The organism is Candidatus Accumulibacter sp. ACC003 (assembly GCF_907163085.1).
Lineage (GTDB): Bacteria > Pseudomonadota > Gammaproteobacteria > Burkholderiales > Rhodocyclaceae > Accumulibacter.
This window is the reverse complement of sequence record NZ_CAJQTX010000009.1, coordinates 579,577-596,955: the sequence shown is the minus strand read 5'-3', so window position 1 is coordinate 596,955 and position 17,379 is coordinate 579,577. Positions and strand designations below refer to the sequence as shown.

At 63.7% G+C, this 17,379-nt stretch carries 14 protein-coding genes; 5 read left to right on the top strand and 9 right to left on the bottom strand.

Annotated elements, in window-relative coordinates; translation table 11 throughout:
* The first annotated feature begins 2 nt into the window (after positions 1-2).
* Entirely contained in the window at positions 3-722 is a 720-nt protein-coding gene (locus QZ656_RS21085) for a hypothetical protein (protein WP_291995220.1), read from the top strand.
* A gap of 85 nt (positions 723-807) precedes the next feature.
* Here QZ656_RS21085 and QZ656_RS21080 read toward each other — a convergent pair whose 3' ends face one another.
* Positions 808-1,332, bottom strand: a complete 525-nt coding sequence (locus QZ656_RS21080) for a dihydrofolate reductase (RefSeq protein ID WP_291995219.1) — start codon at positions 1,330-1,332, stop codon at positions 808-810.
* 42 nt (positions 1,333-1,374) lie between these two features.
* Positions 1,375-2,196 (bottom strand): thymidylate synthase, encoded by an 822-nt coding sequence (locus tag QZ656_RS21075; protein WP_291995218.1) that lies wholly within the window; start codon positions 2,194-2,196, stop codon positions 1,375-1,377.
* A 184-nt stretch (positions 2,197-2,380) separates the two neighbouring features.
* On the opposite strand from QZ656_RS21075, the gene QZ656_RS21070 reads away from it, so the two are divergent.
* A complete protein-coding gene (locus tag QZ656_RS21070; RefSeq protein ID WP_291995281.1) occupies positions 2,381-3,910 on the top strand; it encodes a hypothetical protein in 1,530 nt (509 codons plus the stop codon).
* Between the two features lie 12 nt (positions 3,911-3,922).
* On the opposite strand, the gene mog is transcribed toward QZ656_RS21070, so the two are convergent.
* Positions 3,923-4,531 carry a molybdopterin adenylyltransferase gene (gene mog / locus QZ656_RS21065; RefSeq protein WP_291995217.1) on the bottom strand — a complete coding sequence of 203 codons (609 nt, stop codon included), beginning with the start codon at positions 4,529-4,531 and terminating at the stop codon, positions 3,923-3,925.
* Positions 4,512-5,063, bottom strand: coding sequence for a ribosome biogenesis factor YjgA (gene yjgA / locus QZ656_RS21060; RefSeq protein ID WP_291995216.1), 552 nt, complete (start codon positions 5,061-5,063; stop codon positions 4,512-4,514). The genes mog and yjgA overlap by 20 nt, the downstream gene beginning before the upstream one ends.
* Positions 5,064-5,179: 116 nt before the next feature.
* Between yjgA and pmbA the strand changes: the two genes are divergently transcribed.
* On the top strand, positions 5,180-6,544 hold the full coding sequence (gene pmbA / locus QZ656_RS21055) for a metalloprotease PmbA (RefSeq protein WP_291995215.1): 1,365 nt from the start codon (positions 5,180-5,182) through the stop codon (positions 6,542-6,544).
* Positions 6,545-6,811: 267 nt separating this feature from the next.
* Positions 6,812-7,954, top strand: coding sequence for a TRAP transporter substrate-binding protein (locus QZ656_RS21050; RefSeq protein WP_291995214.1), 1,143 nt, complete (start codon positions 6,812-6,814; stop codon positions 7,952-7,954).
* Positions 7,955-8,091: 137 nt separating this feature from the next.
* Here QZ656_RS21050 and QZ656_RS21045 read toward each other — a convergent pair whose 3' ends face one another.
* From QZ656_RS21045 to QZ656_RS21025, 5 genes are all read right to left on the bottom strand, one after another.
* A complete protein-coding gene (locus QZ656_RS21045; RefSeq protein ID WP_291995213.1) occupies positions 8,092-9,606 on the bottom strand; it encodes a TRAP transporter large permease subunit in 1,515 nt (504 codons plus the stop codon).
* A complete protein-coding gene (locus QZ656_RS21040; protein WP_291995212.1) occupies positions 9,606-10,193 on the bottom strand; it encodes a TRAP transporter small permease subunit in 588 nt (195 codons plus the stop codon). Before QZ656_RS21040 ends, QZ656_RS21045 begins: the two co-directional genes overlap by 1 nt.
* 426 nt (positions 10,194-10,619) lie before the next feature.
* Complete coding sequence (locus QZ656_RS21035) at positions 10,620-13,721, bottom strand: efflux RND transporter permease subunit (protein WP_291995211.1); 3,102 nt, start codon at positions 13,719-13,721, stop codon at positions 10,620-10,622.
* Entirely contained in the window at positions 13,718-14,836 is a 1,119-nt protein-coding gene (locus QZ656_RS21030; RefSeq protein ID WP_291995210.1) for an efflux RND transporter periplasmic adaptor subunit, read from the bottom strand. The genes QZ656_RS21035 and QZ656_RS21030 overlap by 4 nt, the downstream gene beginning before the upstream one ends.
* A complete protein-coding gene (locus tag QZ656_RS21025) occupies positions 14,833-15,540 on the bottom strand; it encodes a TetR/AcrR family transcriptional regulator (RefSeq protein WP_291995209.1) in 708 nt (235 codons plus the stop codon). The genes QZ656_RS21030 and QZ656_RS21025 overlap by 4 nt, the downstream gene beginning before the upstream one ends.
* Positions 15,541-15,743: 203 nt before the next feature.
* Between QZ656_RS21025 and QZ656_RS21020 the strand changes: the two genes are divergently transcribed.
* The gene (locus tag QZ656_RS21020; protein ID WP_291995208.1) at positions 15,744-17,375 is read left to right on the top strand and encodes a methyl-accepting chemotaxis protein; all 1,632 of its coding nucleotides are present in this window, start codon (positions 15,744-15,746) and stop codon (positions 17,373-17,375) included.
* The last annotated feature ends 4 nt before the right edge of the window (positions 17,376-17,379 follow it).

The window sequence follows — 17,379 nt, the reverse complement described above, 5'->3', positions numbered from 1 at the left end:
GAATGAGTCTGACCGCCCCACAAATTGGCTTCGACCGCTTCATCCAGCTCGACTGGGTAGCTGCAGCGTTGAAGGTGCGTGCCGGGTTGGCCAAGCTCGATGAGCTGAATGATCTGCTGGATGTCGCCGGCCTTGGTTTGGCTGCCAGAAAGAAGACTCGTACGGTTCTGAACCGACTTTGGCTTGAACCGCGAGTGGACCTTGTCGATTTCGCCAATCGTGGCGCCGAGATCTTCAAGGCAAATCCGAGTGTCTCCGTCGCAGCGTTGGCTTGGGGAATGGCGATCGCAACCTACCCGTTCTTCGGCAAGGTTGCCGAACTGGTGGGCCGCCTGTCTGCGCTGCAGGGCGACTGTAGTTCCGCAGAGGTGCATCGGCGGATGAGCGAGATTTACGGTGAGCGCGAAGGTATCTATCGCATGAGCAATATGGTTCTACAGTCGCAGGCTGGCTGGGGCGCTATAGAGCGAGTGGAAAAAGGTAAACGCTTAATTCGTTGCTCCCCGATTGCGCTAACCGAAAACGAGCCTGTAGCAGTGTGGCTCGTGGAAGCCACGCTGCGCTACGCCGGGAGGTCCGTGTCAATAGCGTCGCTGCAATCGATGGCCGTGCTTTTTCCGTTCGTTCTCGACCAGTCGCTGGCTTACATGGTCTCGAATAGCTCCTATTTGGAGCTTCGATCTGAAGGAGCCGGTACTCAGTTTGTTTCGCTCCGCGACTAAGGGTCATGACAATTCAAGCTCACCCGATGACGAGAGTCATGGCCGTTTGCGTTAATCCGGCCGGTAGCGCTCGCGCGACGCGATTCTAGCGGCGTTCGTAAACCACGAAATCGAAGGCCGGTGGTCGCTCAGTCGCAGCGGCATCTGCTGGCTGGACATTGCCGGCGCGGCGCGACACCTCGCGCCACTCGCCGGGCGCGATTTCGGGGAAGAAGCAGTCGCCGGGACGGTCATCGGCGACTTCGGTCAGGTAAAGCCGTTTTGCCAGCGACAAGGTTTGCCGATAAAGCTCTGCGCCACCAATCACGAAGACCTCGCTGGCGTCGCCGGCAATGGCGATCGCCGCTGCCATCGCTTCATCGATCGAAGCGGCGCGAGTGGCGCCGTCTGTCAGCAGGGCCGGGTCGCGGCTCACGACGATATTATGCCGCCTGGGCAATGGCCGAAAGGCCGCCGGCAGCGATTCCCAGGTCTTTCGGCCCATGATCACGGTCTTGTCGCGAGTCGTTTCACGAAAGTAGCGCAGGTCCTCCGGCAGGTGCCAGAGCAGTTGCTGGCGCAGGCCAATGGCCCGCTTGCTGCCGACTGCGGCGATCAGCGAGAGGATCATCGGCGACCCCGGCGGCGCTGCCCTCTATCGTTGATCATGGCCTCAAACCGCAATCGGCGCCGTGATGTGCGGATGCGGATCGTAAGCCATCAGGCTGAAGTCCTGAAAGCGGAAGGCGAACAGGTCGTCTACCGCCGGATTGAGGCGCATGCTCGGCAGTGGGCGTGGTGCACGAGTCAATTGCAGCCGCGCCTGCTCGACGTGATTACTGTAGAGGTGCGCGTCACCCAGGGTGTGCACAAAGTCGCCGGGCTGGTAGCCACAGACCTGCGCCAGCATCAGCGTCAGCAAGGCGTACGAAGCGATGTTGAACGGCACACCGAGGAAAATGTCGGCGCTGCGCTGGTACAACTGGCAGGAAAGCTTTGGACGACGATCGACGTCGGCGGCGGTCGCGGCGGCGACGTAGAACTGGAACAGGGCGTGGCAGGGCGGCAGCGCCATGCGCTCGACGTCGCCAGGATTCCAGGCAGTCACCAGATGGCGACGCGAATCGGGGTTGTTTTTCAGACTGGCGACGAGTTGCGCGAGTTGGTCGATTTCACGCCCGTCCGCCGTTTGCCAGTGTCGCCACTGGTGGCCGTAGACCGGGCCCAGCTCACCGTTCTCGTCAGCCCATTCGTCCCAGATGCGGACGCCGTTCTCGCGCAGGTAGGCGGTGTTGGTGTCGCCCTGCAGGAACCATAACAGCTCGTGGATGATCGACCGCAGGTGCAGCTTCTTGGTGGTCAACAGCGGGAAGCCGTCGCCGAGGTCGAAGCGCATCTGCCAGCCAAACACCGAGCAGGTGCCGGTGCCGGTGCGGTCAGCCTTGGTGTTGCCGTGTTCGAGGACGTGGCGCATCAGCTGAAGATATTGTTGCATGCGTTCTACCGGTCGATCTGTCAGCCCGAATTGTAGAGTAGTAGCTCGTCGCCAAACAGCAGCAGTTGCCCGCGCCAGATCGCCTGCTCACCGCCAGGCGGCAACAGCCGATCAAATTTCGACCGCGTCCTGGTTTACAATTCGCCGTCTTCCCTCGCCGGCTCTCGACAAGGTCGTGTTCCCCATGCGCCTCAGTTTCTTTCCGCAACGTCCCGACCATCCGCTCGCTGACCCGAAAGAGTTGAAGCGGATCCTTGCCGAGCTGCACCTCGACAAACCGGCCAAGGCCATCGACGAGGTGCGGGGCTGGTTCGAGTCGCTGGAGCACGCCGAGCATTTTCGCCTGGACCGCTATTTCGACGTGCTTCGCCAGCTCGACGAAGCCGCGCAGGCGCATCTGCGGCCGCTGCTGCGCGACTACCTGCAGGCGCCACGCCTGTCGAGAGTCGAAGAGGAGCGCCAGTGGGCGAGAAACTATGGCTATTGGCACGACATTGCCGCGCTTTACAACGGCTGCCTCGAACGCGCCCGACTCGACCCCAAAAGCAAGGGCAGCGAGGCCTTCGGAGCGTCCGTGCCACTGGCCATGCTGCGCACGCAAGCCGCTCGCTGCGCGCAGCTCAAGTGGCTGGCGTATCGCTACCGCAGCAGTGCCGAAGACATTTGGAAGTCCCTGGGGACAAACTATCTGGCGGCCGAGCCGGCTGCCCACACGCAGAAATCCCTACAGCTCTATCCCGCGCAGAGCGGCCTGAGCAGCGTTGCGCAGCAATACCTGCATGCGGTGGTTTTTGCGACCTCGTCGGTGGACAGCTTGATGCCCTTGCAGATCGAGCTGGCAGACCGGCTGATTGCCCACTTCCTGCCACACTTCGTGTTGTCGCCGCATTGCTCTGCCGACAGCGTGTACTGGGTCGACGCCGGCAATGGTCTGGCGCCGCTGCGACTGGCGCGGCCGCCGACGGCGCAGCAATCGGGCCTACGCTACTTCTCGCCAGCGACGGCGCCGCAGGCGCTCGACGAACTGATCCACGTTGTCGAGCAGGGTGAGGTGCCGCCGGACCTCAATCTTGGTGGCAAGTATACTCAGCGTGTGTTGCTGCCGGTCCTGCGTCATCTGCGCCTGCACTGGGCCCTGCGACCGCCGCAGCGGCAGCATCGGCGACACGCGGTGACGACGCGAATGCTGGTGCTGCGTGGTTTCGACGAAAGCTATACGGTGTTCTCCGGAGTTCAGCCAAGTCCGACCGATGTGCCAAATATCGAAAACTGGGTCGTCGAGAACGTCAGTCTTGGCGGCTTCCGCGCCTACCTGGACGACGCACCGGCGGTACAGGCCAAGCTTGGCGCGCTGCTCTGCGCGCAGCCGGAAGGCGGCCAAAACTGGTTGCTCGGGGTGGCCCGCCGCTTCAGCCGGAATACCGCCCGGCGCGCCAACCTGGGCGTGCAGGTGCTAGCCAGGCAGGCGCAAAGCATCGAGTTGCGACCGCGCCGCAGCGGCTTCTCGGCGGCGATCGCCATTCCCGGGATCTGGTTGTGTGATGGTGGCCAGGCGGGCGTCGAGCGCATCGTCTTGCCGCTCGGTGGCTTCAACGTCCGTGAAGCGGTCGAGTTCAGCCACGACGGCCGGCTGTTTTCCTTGCGGCCGGTGGACCTGGAAGAGACCGGCAGCGACTTCGAAATCGGTCGTTTCCACGTCCAGAAGCTTTCTTGAGGCGCGCCGCCCTCAGTCTTTTGGCGCTGGCCGGAGCGCCGACTTGGGTCGGAAGGCTTTGACGACCTCGTCGGCGGTTTCGACGTAGGGACCGCCCAACAGGTCGATGCAGTAGGGAACGGCGGCGAAAATGCCGTTGACCAGCACCGTGCCGTCGGCTGCTTTCACGCCCTCCAGCGTTTCCCTGATCGACTTGGGTTGCCCCGGTAGATTAAGGATCAGCGCCTGGCCACGGATCACCCCGAGCTGCCGCGAGAGGATCGCGGTCGGCACGAAGTTCAGGCTGATCCGCCGCATCTCCTCGCCGAAACCGGGCATCAGCTTGTCGGCGACGGCCAGGGTCGCCTCCGGCGTGACGTCGCGGAGCGCCGGGCCGGTGCCGCCGGTAGTCAGGACCAGCTGGCAGCCGAGCGCGTCGACCAGTTCGATCAAGGCTCTTTCGATCGACGCCTGGTCGTCGGCGATCAGGCGCGTGACCGTCCGCCACGGGCTGCGCAGCGCGCGCTCGAACCACTCCTCGAGAGCCGGGATTCCCTGGTCCTGATAGACGCCTTGCGAGGCACGGTCGCTGATCGACAGCAGGCCGATCAGCAGTTCGCGGTCAGCCTTGATCGTCGTCATTGTCATGATCCTCGTCGGCGGATTTGGCCTGCGTCGCGCCATCCATTTCCTTGAGCAGCTGGAAGAGCGCGCGGTAGCTGCGCGGTGCTTTGCCCTGCGTCTGTTCGAGCAGCGCCGCACGGCGTAGCGAGCGCAGACGCTGCAGGTCTACCGACGGGCAGGCTTCGGCAATTCCGTAGAGGACTCCTTCGTCGGCCAGCAATTCGCTGCGCAGGCGCTCGATGCGGTGCAGTTTCGCCGTCTCGTCGACGGAGTCACCGCGAACGACCGCCAGCGAGCGGCGAATCGGCTCCGGGTCCACGTCGCGCATCAGCCGGCCGACGTACTGCAGTTGTCGGCGCCGCGCCTCGTCGTGCCGCGTCATGCGCTGCGTCGCCCGCACCGCCTCGCGCAAATCGTCGGGCATCTCGACCCGCTTCATGCGGTCGGCCGGCAGGTCGACGAGTTCCTTGCCGAGCTCCTGGAGAGCCTCCATGGCCCGCTTGCGCTGCGTCTTGGATGGCGCAGTCTGCTCTTCTTCGGGGGTGTCCATTGTCTGCTGACTCGTCTATCGCGGTGGCCACTGGCCTGCGCAGGGGGTGAAAAGCCGGAACGGGTGGTCTCCGGGGAACTGCTATGATAGCGACTTTTGCTTTTGGTCACCGCCCCATGCCCCGTTCAGCCGTTAGCGAATCGCGCTTCAGTCACCGTGTCGACACCCTGCAGCAACTGGCGCGAGACGTTCTTGCGCATGCCGAAAAGAACGGCGCGAGCGCCTGCGAGGTCGACGTCTCGGACGGCTTCGGTCAGTCGGTAACGGTTCGCCGCGGCGAGATCGAAACGATCGAATACAACCGCGACAAGGCGATTGCCGTCGCGGTCTACCTCGGGCAGCGAAAAGGGCAGGCCAGCACCTCCGATTTTTCGCCGACGGCGCTGCGCGAAACCGTAGACGCGGCACTGAACATCGCCCGCTTTACCGCCGCCGATCCCTGTGCCGGCCTGCCCGCTGCCGAGCTGCTGGCGATCGCCAGCGAGCGCTTGCCGAGCCTTGATCTCTACCACCCCTGGCTGCTCTCGGTCGAAGGCGCCGTCGAGCTTGCGCAGCGTTGCGAGCAGGCGGCTTTCGCCGTCGGCCCACAGCTCAGCAACTCCGAAGGCGCCAGCGTCTCGACCCAGGAAGGGCATTTCATTTCGGCCAACAGCCTGGGTTTCATCGGCGGCTACCCGACCTCGCGGCATTACCTGTCGTGCTCGATGATTGCCGGCGAGAATGAGCGCATGCAGCGTGACGACTGGTATTCGATTGCTCGCGATCCGCAGGCCATCGGCAGCGCCGAGTCGATCGGTGAGCACGCCGCCCGGCGAGCACTGTCGCGTCTCGGCGCGCGCAAGATCAAGACCTGTAAGGTACCGGTTCTTTTCGAAGCACCACTCGCCTCGTCGCTGATCGGCCACTTTGTGCATGCCGTCAGCGGTGGCAGCCTGTACCGCAAGACGTCTTTCCTGGTCGACAGCCTGGGCAAGCGCGTTTTCTCGAAAAAACTGCAAATCAGCGAGCGACCACACCTGGCAGGCGCCCTGGCGAGTTCTTATTTCGACAGCGACGGCGTCGCCACGCATGACCGCGAACTGGTCGTCGACGGCCGGCTGCAGGGCTACTTCCTGAGCGCCTACACGGCGCGCAAACTGGGCATGGTGACGACCGCCAACGCCGGCGGTTGTCACAATCTGATCGTCCGTCCCGGCAAGCGCGATTTTCGCGGTCTGCTCAAGAAAATGGGGCGCGGCCTGCTGGTCACCGAGTTGCTCGGGCATGGCGTCAACTACGTCACCGGTGACTACTCGCGCGGCGCCGCCGGCTACTGGATCGAGGACGGCAAGATTGCTTACCCGGTCGAAGGAATCACCATCGCCGGCAATCTTCGCGACATGTTCAGGAACATCGCGGCGGTCGGCAACGATGTCCTGGTGCGGGGATCGAAGCAGGTCGGTTCGCTGCTCGTCGAACAGATGAAGATCGCCGGCCGTTAGCCGGTGCGCGCTGCGCTTCGCTGTACCCCGCCGTAGCGCGGCCGGCGGCCACCCGGGCGCAGACGAGTGCCCTTTTCGCTTTGCCGACTGCCTGTCGTGGCCAGCGCCAAGGGCACCTCGGAAAGCGATTCCCTACGGCCTTATCGATGCTCCCGTTAGCCATCCATCGCTCGAAGCGAGCTATCGGTAAATCCGTATTTCATCGCCGATTCCTTTCGCTATAATCGCCTGGCAACAACTTTACAAGAACACTAGAGGAGACAAGTTGTGGAAAGACGAAATTTTTTAGCAAAAGCAGGGGCGGGCGCAGCCGCTTTGGGCCTGGTGGCGTGTGGCAAGAAGGAGGAAGCCAAACCCGCGGCAAGCACCGCGGCGGCTCCAGCAGCGGCTCCGGCCGCCGCGCCAGGCGCCGGTGCCGAGATTCACTGGCGCCTCGCCTCGAGTTTCCCGAAGAGTCTCGACACCATCTATGGTGGCGCTGAGGTGATGGCCAAACGCGTCGCCGAAGCTACCGGCGGCAAGTTCCAGATCCAGGTCTTCGCCGGCGGCGAAATCGTTCCCGGTCCCGCAGTGTTCGACGCGGTCAAGGACAACACCGTGGAAATGGCGCATACGGCGTCGTACTATTTCTTCGGCAAGGATCCGACTTACGCCTTCGACTGCGCCATTCCCTTCGGAATGAACAACCGCCAGCTCGATGCCTGGATGCGTTACGGCAACGGCGGCAAGTTGTTGGGTGAGTTCTTCGGCAAGTCCAATATCGTGCCAATTCCCTGCGGTAATACCGGCACGCAGATGGGCGGCTGGTTCCGCAACGAAATCAAGACGGTCGCCGACATCCAGGGGCTGAAGATTCGTATCGGGGGATTCGCTGGCGAGGTGCTGACCAAGCTGGGAGCGGTTCCGCAGCAGATCCCGGGCGGCGACATCTATCCGTCACTCGAGAAGGGCACCATCGACGCCGCCGAGTGGGTCGGCCCCTACGACGATCAGAAGCTCGGCTTCAACAAGGTCGCCAAGTACTACTACTATCCGGGTTGGTGGGAAGGTGGTCCGCAGCTGTCGGTCTATGTCAACAGCGCCAAGTACGCCGAGCTGTCGCCGGAGTACAAGGCGATCCTGCACATGGCTTGCGCCGACGCACACGTCGACATGATGGCCAAGTACGACGCCAAGAACCCGATCGCGCTCAAGGAGCTGGTTGGTTCGGGTACGCAACTGCGGCAGTTTCCGAAGGCCGTGATGGACGCGTCGCACAAGGCGGCGATGGAGGTCTACGCCGAAACGTCGGCGAAGAATGCCGAGTTCAAGAAAATCTACGACGACTACAAGAAGTTCATGGACGACGAAGTGCTCTGGTTCCGCATCGCCGAAGGTTCGTACTCGAACTACCTGGCGACCATCAAGTAAGTTGCCTCTGAAATAGCGCCCGTCGCAGGGAGCCGGACACCGGCTCCTTTTCGGCGAAAAAAACGGCGGCCAATGGCCGCCGTTTTTTTTCGCGCGCCGCACGGCTGGCTGCCGTGCGGGTCGGCAGACGTTGCCGGCTACTTGCCCTGCTCCTTGAGCATGTCGAGAATGGCGTCGGTAGCGGCCGCTCCGGGCCTGGGCTTGTCCTGCTTCGGCGCGTCGAGTGCGTCGGGCACCGCCGGAGCGCCGTAGCCGCCGCTGCCGCCATAGTCCGACGTCGGGATGTCGATTTCGACCGTGTCGAGATCGACCTTGACCTTCTTGTCGAGGCCAAAGGTTACCAATTGCGGGAAGGCGATCAGCAGGCCGACCATGATCACCTGAATGCAGACGAAGGGAATCGCACCCCAGTAGATGTCGGTAGTCTTGACCGAGGCCGGCGCCACCGAGCGCAGGAAAAACAGCGCAAAACCAAAAGGTGGGTGCATGAACGAGGTCTGCATGTTCACCGCCAACAGAATCCCGAACCAGATCAGGTCGATCCCCAGCGCTTGTGCGACTGGCCCGAGCAGCGGCACGACGATGAACGAGAGCTCGAAAAAGTCGAGGAAGAACGCCAGCAGGAAGACCAGCACGTTGACCACGATCAGGAAGCCGACCTCGCCGCCCGGCAGTCCGGTAAGCAGATGCTCGACCCAGCGGTGCCCGTCGACGCCATAGAAAGTCAGCGAGAAGACGCGCGCACCAACCAGGATGAAGATCACGAAGGTGGTCAGCTTGGCGGTCGATTCCATCGCCTGCTTGAGCAGCGCCAGCGACAGTCGCCGACGCACCAGGGCCATGATCAGTGCGCCGGTGGCGCCCATCGCGCCGCCCTCGGTTGGCGTCGCTATGCCCATGAAGATCGTGCCGAGTACCAGGAAGATCAGCATCAGCGGCGGCACCATGGTCGTCAGCGCGCGCACGAACAATTTGCCGCCGTGCAGCGTCCGGGCCGCGGCGGGCAGCGCCGGCACCCAGTCGGGTCTGAAGATCGCCACCAGCGCCACGTAACCGACATACATGAAGGTCAGCACGATCGCTGGAATGAATGCACCCTGGTACATGTCGCCGACCGACTTGCCCAACTGGTCGGCCATGATGATCAGCACCAGCGATGGCGGCAGGATCTGCGCCAGCGTTCCGGACGCGGCGATGATACCGGTCGCCAGTTTGGTGTTGTAGCCGTAGCGCAGCATGATCGGCAGCGAGATCAGTCCCATCGAAATCACCGATGCGGCGACCACGCCGGTGGTCGCGGCGAGCAGCGCGCCGACGAAAATCACCGCGAAGGCGAGACCGCCGCGCAGCGGTCCGAACAGCTGACCGATGGTGTCGAGCAGGTCCTCGGCCATTCCCGAGCGTTCGAGGATCAGACCCATGAACGTGAAGAAGGGGATGGCCAGCAAGGTGTCGTTGCTCATGACGCCGAAAATGCGGTCGGGCAGCGCCTGGAACAGCTGCGGCCCGAGCAGACCGAGCTCGATGCCGATCAAACCGAAGAAGATGCCGTTGGCGGCCAGCGCGAAGGCTACCGGGAAACCGACGAGCAGGAAGAGGACCATCGACGCGAAGATGATCGGCGCCATGTTGTGGATCAGGAACTCGGTCATCAGAGTTCTCCCTGCCGGGCCTTGATGGCCAGCGCCAGCTCTTCTTCAGCGGTCGGTTTGTGGGGCTTGGCGGTCGGATCGGGACAAAGTCCCTGGATAAAACCGATTCGCTTGATCAATTCCGAGACGCCCTGAATGACCAGCAGAAAGAAGCCGATCGGTACCAGCAGGCGTACCGGCCAGATCGTCAGTCCGCCAGCGTTGCTCGATTGCTCGTTGTTATGAAACGCGAGGAGGAAGATCGGCCACGACATGTACATGATCGCGATGGCCATCGGCAGCAAAAAGAAGATGATCCCGAAGACGTCGATCCACGCCTGTCCGCGCTTCGAAAAGCGGCCAGCGATGAGGTCGATGCGCACGTGCTCGTTGCGCATCAGCGTGTAGCCCGATCCAAGAAGAAAGATCGCCGAGAACAGGTACCACTGGATCTCGAGAAAGGCATTCGAGCTGTAGTCGATGGTGTAGCGCATGACGGCGTTGCCCGCGCCGATCAGCGTAACGATCAGAACCAGCCAGATGATGCTCTTGCCGACGCGTTCGGTAAGACCGTCGATCAGAGTCGACAGCTTGAGTAAAGCATTCACGGGACAATCCTCCTTTGACAGCTGAAAATACGGTCCTCGCGGACCCGGTCGCTGGCCACCTGCCTCTTCGTCGGGCATTGTTCTCGGCCGCTGTACCAAAAAACCACACAGCGCTGGCACGGTGGCAAGAAGGCGGCACGATTATGGCACATCTTTTATTTATGCGAGGGCGCTTGTGTATTGCGAAAACCATCCCGCCAAGATGGAACAATATCTTGCTGATCAGGTGTTTACGCGCGCAGGTCCGGTTGCGGAAAGCGGCGCCGGAACGAGCCGCAACGCCTGGCCAGCGGGCTGGCGACGTTTGCGGCGACGCGAAGAACGCGCCAAATCGCTGGCTGTGCTTCGCCGAGGAATCGCGATGCGCTGGCCGCAACGCGTGGCGCCGCACCGCCGCTGCCGCGGTGGCGCGCTAAACGGCCGCCATCAGGCGGCGACCGCCGTCGTGCCGTCGACTCGCTGTACGCGATAGCAGGCGGCGTAGAGCGCCGGCAGAAAGAGCAGGGTCAATAGCGTGGCGACGATCAGGCCGCCCATGATGGCCACCGCCATCGGTCCCCAGAAGACGCTGCGGGTCAGCGGAATCATCGCCAGAATCGCTGCCGCGGCGGTCAGCATGATCGGCCGGAAGCGCCGGACGGTGGCGCCGACGACGGCCTCCCAGGCCGCCGCGCCGGCTTTTTCGTCCTGCTTGATCTGATCGACCAGGATGACTGCGTTGCGCATGATCATCCCCGACAAGGCGATCACGCCAAGGTTGGCGACGAAGCCGAAGGGCACCTTGAAGATCAGCAGCGCGGCGGCGACGCCGATCAGCCCGAGCGGCGCCGTGAGTAGTACCAGAACGCTGCGGCCGACGTTCTGCAACTGGATCATCAGCAAGGTGATGACGCCGACCAGCATCAGCGGCATCACCGCCTTGATCGAATTTTCGCCCTTGGCCGACTCCTCGGTGGCGCCGCCGGCTTCGATCCGGAAGCCGGCGGGCAGGCGGGCGCGCAGGGCGTCGAGCCGCGGATCGATCTGCGCGGTCACCACCGGCGCCTGGATGCCGTCGCGAATATCGGCGCGCACGGTCACCGTAGACAAGCGGTTGCGGCGCGCGATGACGCCGTCCTCGAGCGCGTAGTTGATCCTGGCCAGCTGCGCCAGCGGCACGTAGCGGCCGCTGGCGGTATGGATGTTGATGTCGGCCAGTGCCGAGATCCTGGCGCGTTCGTCGCCGGCAGCGCGCGCGACGACGTCGATCAACTGATCGCCCTCGCGCATTTGCGTGATGGTGATGCCGGTGAGCATCGAATTGAGGAAGCCGGCGAGTTCCTGCGAACTGATCCCCAGAGCGCGCGCCCGGTCCTGGTCGATATCGATGCGGACCACCTTGCTCATCTCGTTCCAGTCGAAGTTCACTTCCTGCAGGTGCGGATTGGCGCGCATCACCGCGGCGACCTCGCCGGCTGCGCGCCGCAACTCGCCGAGGTCCTCGCCGGAGACGCGAAACTGCACCGGGAAGCCGATCGGCGGACCATTTTCGAGACGCAGGACGCGTGTCCGCAGGCCGCTCCAATCGCCGCCAGCGTCGGCAAAGCGCTGTTCGAGGCGGCGCTTGAGGTCTTCGCGCGATTCGAGGTCGCGGGTGGTGACGACAAACTGCGCGAAGTTGTCGTTGAACAACTGCTGGTCCAGCGGCAGGTAGAAGCGCGGGCTGCCGTTGCCGAGGTAGCTGGCGTAATAGCGGACCGACTTCGCCATTTCGGGTTCGGCGAGCAGCTGCTCGACCCGCCGGGTCTGCGCCTCGGTCGCTGGCAGCGACGCGCCATTCGGCAGCCACAGGTCGACCAGCAACTCCGGGCGACTCGAGGCCGGGAAGAACTGTTTCTCGACGCCGAGCGCGAGCACCGCCAGCGCCGCCGCGAAGGCGATGGTGGTGGCGCCGATGACCAGCCAGCGATGACACAGCGACCACTCGATGCTGGCTCGCACGCGCCGGTAGAAAGGCGTCCCGTAAGTATCTTCGCCGTGCTGCTGCGCCTTGCGCCGGAGCTTGTCGGGGTCGAGCAGCAGATAGCCCAGATAGGGGGTAAACACCACCGCCACCAGCCACGACACCAGCAGCGCGATACTCACCACGGCGAAGATCGAGAAGGTGTATTCGCCGGCTCCCGACTTGGCCAGGCCCACCGGCATGAAGCCGATGGCGGTGATCAGCGTGCCGGTGAGCATCGGGAAAGCGGTCGAGGTGTAGGCGAAGGTTGCCGCCCGAAAACGATCCCAGCCCTGTTCCATTTTGACGACCATCATCTCGACGGCGATGATCGCGTCGTCGACCAATAGCCCCAGGGCAATGATCAGCGCACCGAGCGAAATCCGCTGCAGATCGATGCCGAAAACGGCCATCAACAGGAAGGTCACCGCCAGGACCAGCGGAATCGACAGCGCGACGACGGCGCCGGTGCGCATCCCGAGACTGAGGAAGGAAACCGCCAGAACGATCAGCACCGCCTCGGCCAGCGACGACATGAACAGGGTCATCGACTGGCTGACGATCTCGGGTTGATCGGCGACGACGTGAATGTCGATCCCCAGCGGCAGTTCCTGCTGCAGGCGAGCGGTTTCGGCGTGCAGGCGCTGGCCGAGCTGGATCACGTCGCCGCCCTTGTTCATGGCCACGGCGATGCCGATCGCGTCGGCGCCGTGGACGCGCATGCGCGGCGTCGGCGGGTCGGCAAAGCCGCGTTTGACGTTCGCGATGTCGCCCAGGCGGAATAGTCGCCCACCGGCCTCGATGCCGATTTCGCGAATGCTGGCGATCGACTCGAAGTCGCCGGAGACGCGAATTCGCACCCGATCGGAGGGCGTTTCGTAGAAGCCGGCCGGCGTCATCGCGTTCTGTTTGCGCAGTGCGTCGACGATGGTCATCGGGTTCAGCCCGAGCGTCGCCAGCTTGGCGTGCGACACCTCGATGTAGATCTTCTCTTCCTGGACGCCAACCAGCTCGGTCTTCTTGACGTCGGGCAGGCGGCGCAACTCACGTGCGATGCGGTCGGCGTGCCGGCGCAGTGCCGCCAGGTCGAAGCCGTCGCCGGTCAGCGCCAGGATGGTAATGAAGGTGTCGCCGAACTCGTCGTTGACGAACGGGCCCTGCACGCCTTGTGGCAGCGTGTGCCGCAGGTCGCCGATCTTCTTGCGCACCTGATACCACGCTTCGGGTACCTCTTTCTTGGGTGTGTAGTCCTTCAGCAGGATCGTGATCAGCGATTCGCCAGCGCGCGTCTGCGAGCGCAGCACGTCCACCCAGGGGACCTCCTGCAAGCGCTTCTCGATGCGTTCGGTGACCTGCAGTTCGACCTCGTGCGCTGTCGCACCGGGCCACAGCGTCCGCACGACCATCGCCTTGAAAGTGAAATCGGGGTCTTCGGCGCGGCCCAGTTTGAAGTACGCGACGACGCCGCCGAGCATCAGGACGACCATCAGGTAGGCGACCAGCGAACGGTGGCGCAGCGCCCATTCGGACAGGTTGGGAGGGCTCATTGCAGCGGCGTTGGTAATCGCCCCGGGGTGGCGGCCAGAGCGGTCGGCGGATCGGTGGGCGGCAGCGGCTGATCGACGACACGCACGCGCTCGCCGGCGCTCAGCTTATGGACGCCAGCGACGACGATTCTTTCGCCTGCCTGCGCGCCACTGTTCAGCAGCGCACTGTCTTCACGGTAGCTGGCGACGCTTACCGGTCGCAAAACGACGCGCTGATCGGCCATCACCACCCACAGCGCAGGCTGTCCGTCGTGCTGGAAAATAGCCGTCAGCGGCACCGCCAGTCGTGCCTGGCCCTGTGGACGAAGAAAACGCAGCTTGGCGGTCATCCCGAGCAGAATCCGGGCGTCGGGATCGCTTATCGAGACGCGCGCCGCGTAGGTGCGCGTCACCGGGTCGGCGACCGGCGACAATTCGCGCAAGCGGCCGTGATAGCGCGCCTGCGGGTCGGCCCACAGGCTCACCTCGGCGTCCTCGAGCGCGCGCACTTCCGGCATCCGTCCCTCGGGAATCGCGATTGCCACTTCAAGCGTGTCGGCGCTTGCCAGCCGCATCACCGGTTGGCCGGCGGCGACCACCTGCCCGACCTCGGCGGTGATTACGCCGACGACGCCGGCGTGATCGGCGCGTAGGACCGTGTATGCTTCCTGGTTGCGCGCCAGGTCGGCGTGAGCCTGCGCGGCCTTGAAAGCGGTTTCCTTGCTCTCGAGCGCCGCCTGACTGACAAAGTTCTTGTCGCGCAGATCGCGGAAACGCCGTAGATCGGCGTTCGCCAGTTGCTCTTGCGCGGCGGCCGCTGACGCCGACAGCGCTGTATCGCCTGGATCGAGCCGGGCCAGCACCTGCCCGGCCTTGACCAGCGCGCCGGCATCGACCAGGCGCGCGCTGATCTTGCCGGGAATGCGGAAGGCCAGCGGCGTTTCGTGGCGCGAGCGAACCTCGCCCGAGTAACTGACGAGCTCGTCGCCGGCGCTGTCACCGAGGACGCGCGTCAGCACCGGACGGATCATTTCGGGAGCTGACACTTCCTGGTTACAGGCCGCGAGCAAGGCCAGCAAGGCCACGACCACGCCGAGGCGAAGCCAGCTGCCCGGAACGACCGCGACTGCTTTCATGCGCCACTTCCCGTCACCGCTCCGCGCGGCGCCGCGGGCACGCATTCGGTGCCGCACAGACCGCGCAGCAGCAGCTCGAAATGCGTCTGCAAGTAGGCTTCCGGTGACGTTTGCTGCTCGCCGAAGCAGCGCGATGAACGCGAGATCGCCAGTAGCAGCAGCGGCGCCATGATCACCTCGACGGCGCTGTCGAGGTCAAGCGCGCGAAACTCGCCGCTGGCGACGCCGCGCTGCAGCGCGGCGCGCAACAGCGCGCGGCCGCGGTTGATTACCCGCTCGTGGTAATACTGCGCCACCTCCGGGAAATTTTTCGATTCACAGGCAATCAGCTTGCTGACGCCGGCCATCGGCGTTTTGCCGATCTGCTCCCACCAGCCGAACAGCAACTGCTGCAGGAGATCGGCTGCCGAGCCCTGAAAATCGGACGAACGCTGTTCGGCGGCGGTTAGCGCGGCGACCATCCCTTCCTCGATCACGGCTTTGAAGAGCGCTTCCTTGCTGTCGAAATACAGGTAGAGCGTCCCTTTCGAGACGCCGGCGCGGGCCGCGACATCGTCGAGGCGCGTCGCCGCAAAGCCCTTGTCGACGAACAGCGCCAGCGCCGCGGCGGTCAACTCCGAAGGGCGCGCGTCCTTGCGACGGCGGCGCGGCGGCAGGCTGTCGGCAGGAGGATTCGACTCGGATCGGGTGGCGTCAGGTCTCATTGCGGCATATTAATGACTGAGCGGTCAGTAATGTACGCGGCGTCAGGTAATGAGTCAATCAAGGGCCGCGCGGCGACCCGATCAGCCGTCGTCGTCTGAACCTTGTTTTGCCGCCACGATGCAGTTCGCGGCTGCGCGGATCTGCGACAATGCAGAGCCGTCGCGCCACTGCGCACGCCCACGCTGCCACTGGAATTAATCTAATGACCGCTTTTCGTTTGCGCAGCCAACTCTTCCTGGTTGCGCTCGCCCTGGCCACCGGCTTCCTGGTCTTTGGTGCCTGGGCGTGGCACACCATCGAACAATCCAAGGTCGGAGGCGCCAACTACGATCGCATCGTGTTGTACAAGGATCTGGTGGCCGATATCCTGCCGCCCCCGAACTACATCGTCGAATCCTACCTGACCGTTCTACAACTCTCCGACCCGGATCGACGGTCGGAGCGCGACGATCTGATCAGCACCTTCGGCAAATTGCACAAGGAGTACGAAACACGTCACCAGTTCTGGCTTGCGCAGCAGTTACCCGAAGACATCAAGACTCGTTTCCTGAGCGACGCGCACGCACCGGCGCAGCGGTTTTACAAGATCGCCGAGGAGGAGTTCATTCCGGCGGTCAATAGTGACAATTCGCTGGCGGTGCATAGCGCCTTGAAGAAAATCGAGGCGCAGTATTCCGAACACCGCAAAGCCATCGACGACGTCGTCGCGATGAGTACGCGCGAACAGGAAATCGTTGAAACAGTGACCGCGGCGAGCTTAAAGAGAGGTCTGGGGGTTCTGCTGCTGGTATTCGTTCTCAGTGCTGTGCTTGCTGCTGCTGGCAACTTCGTTTTCGGACGTTCGTTGCTGGCCGGCATAGGCGAGGCGCGGCGGCGACTGAATGACATCGCCAATGGCGACCTGGCCGCTCAAGCGAGCCTCAGCAAGCGTGCCGACGAGGTCGGCGACCTGCTGCGAACGCTCGATGACACGGCCGAGAAGCTGACCGTAACCGTCAGCCAGATTCGCGCTGCAGCAGAAACCGTGAGCCGCCGGGCGGCGCAGCTGTCATCGACGATGACCGGCGTTGCAGCCAGCGCGCGGACGCAGAGCGGCTCGGTGACGGCGGTGCTTGGCACGGTGGAGCAGATGTCCAGCGGCATCTCGGCGATGGCCGAACAAGCGGCTTTGGCGCGAATCAGGGTGCAGCAGGCCGGCGTGCGCTGCGCTCAAGGGAGCGCGGAAATCGTCAGTACGGCGGCCGTCGTGGAGAATCTCGCCGCCGATGTGCAGGCCACCGCCGAGTCCGTGAGCTTGCTGGGTGAGCGTTCCCGTGAAATATCGGGCATCGTCACCGTCATTCGCGCGGTCGCCGATCAAACCAACCTGTTGGCACTCAACGCGGCCATCGAATCGGCTCGGGCAGGCGAACAGGGACGCGGCTTTGCCGTTGTCGCCGACGAAGTCCGCAAGCTGGCTGAACGCACGGCAAAATCAACCGACCAGATCGCGACCATGGTCGCCGATATTCGCTCGGGCATCGAGAGTGCCGCTCGCGGAATGAGCGCGGGATCGGATCGGGCGCGGGCGAGCATCAGCGCCGTGAAGGCGGCCAGGGAGACGATGGAAGCCATTGCCGCCGAAACGCGAACGCTGGTCTCGGATATCGGCTTGATCGCGCAAAACGTCGAGGCGCAGCGGCAGGGCAGTTGCGGAATTAGCGCGGCTGTCGAGAGCATTGCCGGCGGCTCGGAGGAGAACAGTGCCGCCGCGGGCGAACTGTCCAGCACCGCGACGGATCTGTCCACGACGGCGAATGATCTTCGCCAAGCCGTAGGGTTTTTCCGTATCTGACAAG

What these genes read in the sequence shown, in the direction of transcription:
- mog (WP_291995217.1), bottom strand. Translation starts at nt 4,531, where the DNA reads ATGACGACGATCAAGGCTGACCGCGAACTGCTGATCGGCCTGCTGTCG.
- QZ656_RS21030 (WP_291995210.1), bottom strand. Translation starts at nt 14,836, where the DNA reads ATGAAAGCAGTCGCGGTCGTTCCGGGCAGCTGGCTTCGCCTCGGCGTG.
- QZ656_RS21025 (WP_291995209.1), bottom strand. Translation starts at nt 15,540, where the DNA reads ATGAGACCTGACGCCACCCGATCCGAGTCGAATCCTCCTGCCGACAGC.
- QZ656_RS21045 (WP_291995213.1), bottom strand. Translation starts at nt 9,606, where the DNA reads ATGACCGAGTTCCTGATCCACAACATGGCGCCGATCATCTTCGCGTCG.
- QZ656_RS21035 (WP_291995211.1), bottom strand. Translation starts at nt 13,721, where the DNA reads ATGAGCCCTCCCAACCTGTCCGAATGGGCGCTGCGCCACCGTTCGCTG.
- QZ656_RS21075 (WP_291995218.1), bottom strand. Translation starts at nt 2,196, where the DNA reads ATGCAACAATATCTTCAGCTGATGCGCCACGTCCTCGAACACGGCAAC.
- QZ656_RS21070 (WP_291995281.1), top strand. Translation starts at nt 2,381, where the DNA reads ATGCGCCTCAGTTTCTTTCCGCAACGTCCCGACCATCCGCTCGCTGAC.
- pmbA (WP_291995215.1), top strand. Translation starts at nt 5,180, where the DNA reads ATGCCCCGTTCAGCCGTTAGCGAATCGCGCTTCAGTCACCGTGTCGAC.
- QZ656_RS21020 (WP_291995208.1), top strand. Translation starts at nt 15,744, where the DNA reads ATGACCGCTTTTCGTTTGCGCAGCCAACTCTTCCTGGTTGCGCTCGCC.
- QZ656_RS21085 (WP_291995220.1), top strand. Translation starts at nt 3, where the DNA reads ATGAGTCTGACCGCCCCACAAATTGGCTTCGACCGCTTCATCCAGCTC.
- yjgA (WP_291995216.1), bottom strand. Translation starts at nt 5,063, where the DNA reads ATGGACACCCCCGAAGAAGAGCAGACTGCGCCATCCAAGACGCAGCGC.
- QZ656_RS21080 (WP_291995219.1), bottom strand. Translation starts at nt 1,332, where the DNA reads ATGATCCTCTCGCTGATCGCCGCAGTCGGCAGCAAGCGGGCCATTGGC.